The 3,910-nt window shown below is 71.9% G+C and carries 5 protein-coding genes and 1 pseudogene; 2 read left to right on the top strand and 4 right to left on the bottom strand.

Going from position 1 to position 3,910, the window contains the following annotated elements:
• Both F6Q13_RS16840 and F6Q13_RS16835 read right to left on the bottom strand, forming a co-directional pair.
• A pseudogene (locus F6Q13_RS16840) lies at nt 1-344 on the bottom strand (PaaI family thioesterase); the annotation flags it as partial.
• Nucleotides 345-427: 83 nt separating this feature from the next.
• Nucleotides 428-1,261, bottom strand: coding sequence for an aldo/keto reductase (locus F6Q13_RS16835; protein WP_293058986.1), 834 nt, complete (start codon nt 1,259-1,261; stop codon nt 428-430).
• Nucleotides 1,262-1,303: 42 nt separating this feature from the next.
• On the opposite strand from F6Q13_RS16835, the gene F6Q13_RS16830 reads away from it, so the two are divergent.
• Entirely contained in the window at nt 1,304-1,801 is a 498-nt protein-coding gene (locus F6Q13_RS16830) for a DUF1990 family protein (RefSeq protein ID WP_293058980.1), read from the top strand.
• A 4-nt stretch (nt 1,802-1,805) separates the two neighbouring features.
• Here F6Q13_RS16830 and F6Q13_RS16825 read toward each other — a convergent pair whose 3' ends face one another.
• Together F6Q13_RS16825 and F6Q13_RS16820 are read right to left on the bottom strand one after the other, a co-directional pair.
• The gene (locus F6Q13_RS16825) at nt 1,806-2,231 is read right to left on the bottom strand and encodes a hypothetical protein (RefSeq protein ID WP_293058978.1); all 426 of its coding nucleotides are present in this window, start codon (nt 2,229-2,231) and stop codon (nt 1,806-1,808) included.
• Nucleotides 2,228-2,944, bottom strand: a complete 717-nt coding sequence (locus F6Q13_RS16820; protein WP_293058976.1) for a helix-turn-helix domain-containing protein — start codon at nt 2,942-2,944, stop codon at nt 2,228-2,230. The genes F6Q13_RS16825 and F6Q13_RS16820 overlap by 4 nt, the downstream gene beginning before the upstream one ends.
• A 60-nt stretch (nt 2,945-3,004) precedes the next feature.
• On the opposite strand from F6Q13_RS16820, the gene F6Q13_RS16815 reads away from it, so the two are divergent.
• Nucleotides 3,005-3,895: a universal stress protein gene (locus tag F6Q13_RS16815; RefSeq protein WP_293058974.1), complete on the top strand. Its 891-nt coding sequence runs from the start codon at nt 3,005-3,007 to the stop codon at nt 3,893-3,895.
• The last annotated feature ends 15 nt before the right edge of the window (nt 3,896-3,910 follow it).

The raw sequence follows: 3,910 nt of genomic DNA, 5'->3' as shown, positions 1-3,910 counted from the left end.
CCCAGTTGAAACCGTCTGAACCGGGCCCAGCCGCGGATGCGGCCGTCGTCGGTTTTGCGCACGTGCATGGGCACCGTCAAGATGTTGCCGCGCATCGGCAGGTCCATCCGGCGCCCCGACGGGGACTGCCACTCGTCGACCTCGAACGGTTGCAGCAGATCGGAGACCTTCTCGAGCAGGTCGGCGGCCTCGCCGATCACCTCGTCGGGGGCGTCGACGGCGCGGGCGTGGTCCTGCAGGGTGCGCACGGCTTCGATGAACCTCCCGTAGTCGGGGCCGCCCTTGGTGGTGGGCTCGGGCGGATTGAAGCCGCCGCCCGGATGCCGGGTCGGTTCGGTTGCCACCAGGACACCGTATTGCCCCGCGAGAGTGCAACCACCGAAGGGTCCACTCGCAGAATGCGTCGCGGAATGCACTTTCGCGGCGGCTAGGCGGCACCCAGCGCGTCGAACTCGGCGTCGGACAGGGTGATCTGCGCGGCGGCGACGTTCTCTTCCAGGTGGGCCAGGCTGGAGGTGCCCGGGATCGGCAGCATCACCGGCGAGCGTTTCAGCAGCCAGGCCAGTGCCAGCTGGGAGGGCGTGGCGTGGTGGTCGGCGGCGATCTGGCGCGACCGCGTCGCCAGCGGCCCGCCGTCGAGCGGGTACCACGGGATGAAGCCGATGCCCTGCTCGGTGGCGACGTCGACCAGCGGCTCGGCGCCCCGCTCGGCCAGGTTGTACTTGTTCTGCACGGACACGATCTCGGTGATGCGGGCCGCTTCGCCCAGCTGGTCCACGTCGACCTCGGACAAGCCGATGTGGCGGATTTTGCCTTCGTTCTTCAACGCGGCCAGCTCCCCCACCTGGTCGGCCAGCGGGTAGTTCGGGTCGACGCGGTGCAGCTGGAACAGGTCGATGCGCTCGACGCCCAGCCGGCGCAGGCTCATCTCGCATTCCTGGCGCAGGTAGCTGGGATGGCCCAGCGGGATCCACACACCCGGCCCGGTGCGCAGCAGGCCCGCCTTGGTCGCGATCACCACCCCGTCGTAGGGGTGCAGCGCCTGGCGGATGAGCTCCTCGCTGACGTAGGGCCCGTAGGAGTCGGCCGTGTCGATGAAGTTGACTCCGAGTTCCACCGCGCGGCGCAGCACCCGCACCGCCTCGCCGGGGTCTGCCGGCGGCCCCCACACCCCGGGCCCGGTCAGGCGCATCGCGCCGAAACCGAGCCGGTTGACGGTGAGGTCGCCGCCGAGAGTGAACGTTCCGGATGCCTGGGCGATAGCACTCACGCTGCCGACGGTACGCCGTGGCACGCTGTCCCGGTGGACCTGAGTGCGCTGCAAGACCTGCCGTTCAGCTACCCCGAGGTGGGCGCGACCGCCGGGCCGCCGCCGCCGGGCTACCGCCACCTGGGCTTCACCGCCCGGATCGGCACGGGCCGGCAGCGCTTCGAGCAGGCCGCCGACGCGCTTCTGCACTGGGGCATGCAGCGCGGCGCCGGGCTGCGGATCACCCCCGGCAGTGCCGACGTCACGGTCGGCGCGGTGGTGCTGGTGCGGCTGGGGGTGCTGCGGGCACCGTGCCGGGTTGTCTACGTGATCGACGAGCCCGAGGTGCGCGGGTTCGCCTACGGGACGCTGCCGGGTCATCCCGCCTGCGGCGAGGAGCGGTTCGCGGTGCGACACGACCCGCTCACGGCCGCGGTGTTCGCGGAGGTGTCCTCGTTCTCGCGGCCCGCGACGTGGTGGGCCCGCGCCGGCGGCCCGCTCACCGGGCTGGCGCAGCGCGTCGTCGCCAAGCGCTACGTGCGCGCGCTGTAGTCGATCACCGTGACAGCAGCGCGATTCCGGCCACGACCAGGGCGAGCACCTTGACCACCTCGAGACCCACGTAGCCGTGGTGAGCGCCCGAACGTGGCGCGTCGAGCCCGGCCAGCACCTGCTCGGAGCGGCGGGTCAACCGCGGCCGCACCGCCCCCACCTGCAGGCCCAGCGCCGCGAACGCGACCACGAACGCCGCCGTGACGACGGGCCCGGGCGGGCCGGCGACCGCAGCCACCAGCAGCACCCCGGCGAAGACGACCTCCACGCCGTTGAGGGCCCGAAAAACCAGCCGGCCGATGCCGAGCCCGATCTGCCGGGTGACGCCGGGTGCGCGGAATCTCAGTGGCGCCTCGAGGAACGAGATGGCGACCACCATGCCCAGCCACACGAAGCTGACCGCGGCCGCGACCGCCGCAGCCGTGCTCATCGCGCGCGACCGAGGTGGACCAGGCACAGATCGGGTTCGGCGAACTCTTCGAGCCGCTCGACCGCCACCGGCGCCGTCCAGCGTTGCAACGCGCCCTGCATGATCCCGAGGTGGATCGAGCAGACCACGCCCGGGCGGGTTTCGGCCAGTTCCAGGAAGGGACAGTGCCGCAGCCCGATCTGGGCATCGCCGAGCCGCTCGGGCGCGAACCCGAGCTCGTCGAGCAGCTCCAGCAGCTGCTCGACCGATTCCGCGGTCCCGTTCTGCTCCCCGGCGCGCGGCGGCGGTTCCACGCGACGGCCCCAGGCCCGCCCGACCTCCAGCGCCCTGGCCAGCGGATCCTCCTGGGCGGCTGGCCCCGTTTCCAGGCCCGTCTCCAGGCCCTTTTCCAGGCCCGTTTCCAGGCCCTTTTCCAGGCCCATCGCCAGGATCTCGGCCAACAGCCGGTAGTGCCGGGGCCCGCTGCGGTCCATCTGGCGGGTCGCCTGAAACATCTGCGCCGGCCGGCCCGGCCCCTTGCGCAGCGGCGCCGCCTGCTCCACCCGGCCGGCACTGACCAGCGATTCGAGGTGGAAGCGAACCGTGTTGGGATGCACCCCGAGCTGATCGGCGATCGCGACGACGCTCATCGGAGCCCGCGCCGCCTTCAAGACCCGCAGGACGTCGCGACGACGGCTGGCGGGTTGGTCGGCCGGCTTGACGGTGTCTTTCATCATCCCGAATTATCCCGTGTCACTACCATGCTGGTGGGGGTGGACTACCAAGGAGCGCCCATGTCGACGCAGAACGCGCAGTCCGGGATCGTCGTGGCGGTCGACGACTCGACGGGAGCGAAAGCGGCGCTCCGGTGGGCCGCGCACGACGCCGAGCTGCGACACGTGGCGCTGATTCTGGTCAACGCCATCTCCCCGGAGATGCAGAAGTGGGGAGACGCCCGGTCGCTGCCCCCGGGCCTGGCCCGCTGGCAGCAGGACCATGGCCGCCGGTTGCTCGACGACGCGGTCACGATCGTCGAGCAGGCGTCCCAGTCGGGTGGACCCGCCGAGGTCCGCACCGAACTGGTGCTCGCTCCGGCCATTCCCACCCTGGTCGAACGGTCCAAGGACGCGCAGCTGGTCGTGGCCGGGGCACGCGGCAGCCGCAAGTGGCCCGGCCGGTTGCTGGGCTCGGTCAGCTCGGCGCTGCTGCGCCACGCGCAGTGCCCGGTGGCGATCATCCACGGCAGCGCGCCGCCCGCGGCGGATCGCCCGCACGCGCCGGTCCTGGTCGGCATCGACGGTTCCTCGGCGTCGGAGCTGGCGACCTCGATCGGGTTCGACGAAGCCTCGCGCCGCGGGGTCGAGCTGATCGCCTTGCACGCCTGGAGCGACGTCGACGTCTCCGAGTGGCCCGGCATCGATTGGCCGGCCACCCAGCCAATGGCCGAGGAAGTGCTCGCCGAGCGCCTCGCCGGCTGGCAAGAGCGCTATCCCGACGTCGCGGTGCGTCGGGTCGTGGTGCGCGACGATCCGGCCCGCCAGCTCGTCGAACGATCCGGGGACGCCCAGCTGGTGGTGGTCGGCAGCCGCGGCCGCGGCGGATTCGCCGGCATGCTGGTGGGTTCGGTGGGTGAGACCGTCGCCCAGCTGGTCAAGACCCCGGTGATCGTGGCCCGCGGCGAATAACCCGACGACGCGCCG

This window comes from Mycobacterium sp., assembly GCF_008709575.1.
GTDB lineage: Bacteria > Actinomycetota > Actinomycetes > Mycobacteriales > Mycobacteriaceae > Mycobacterium.
The sequence above is the reverse complement of the archived record's forward strand: the minus strand, read 5'-3'. Positions and strand labels throughout refer to the sequence as shown.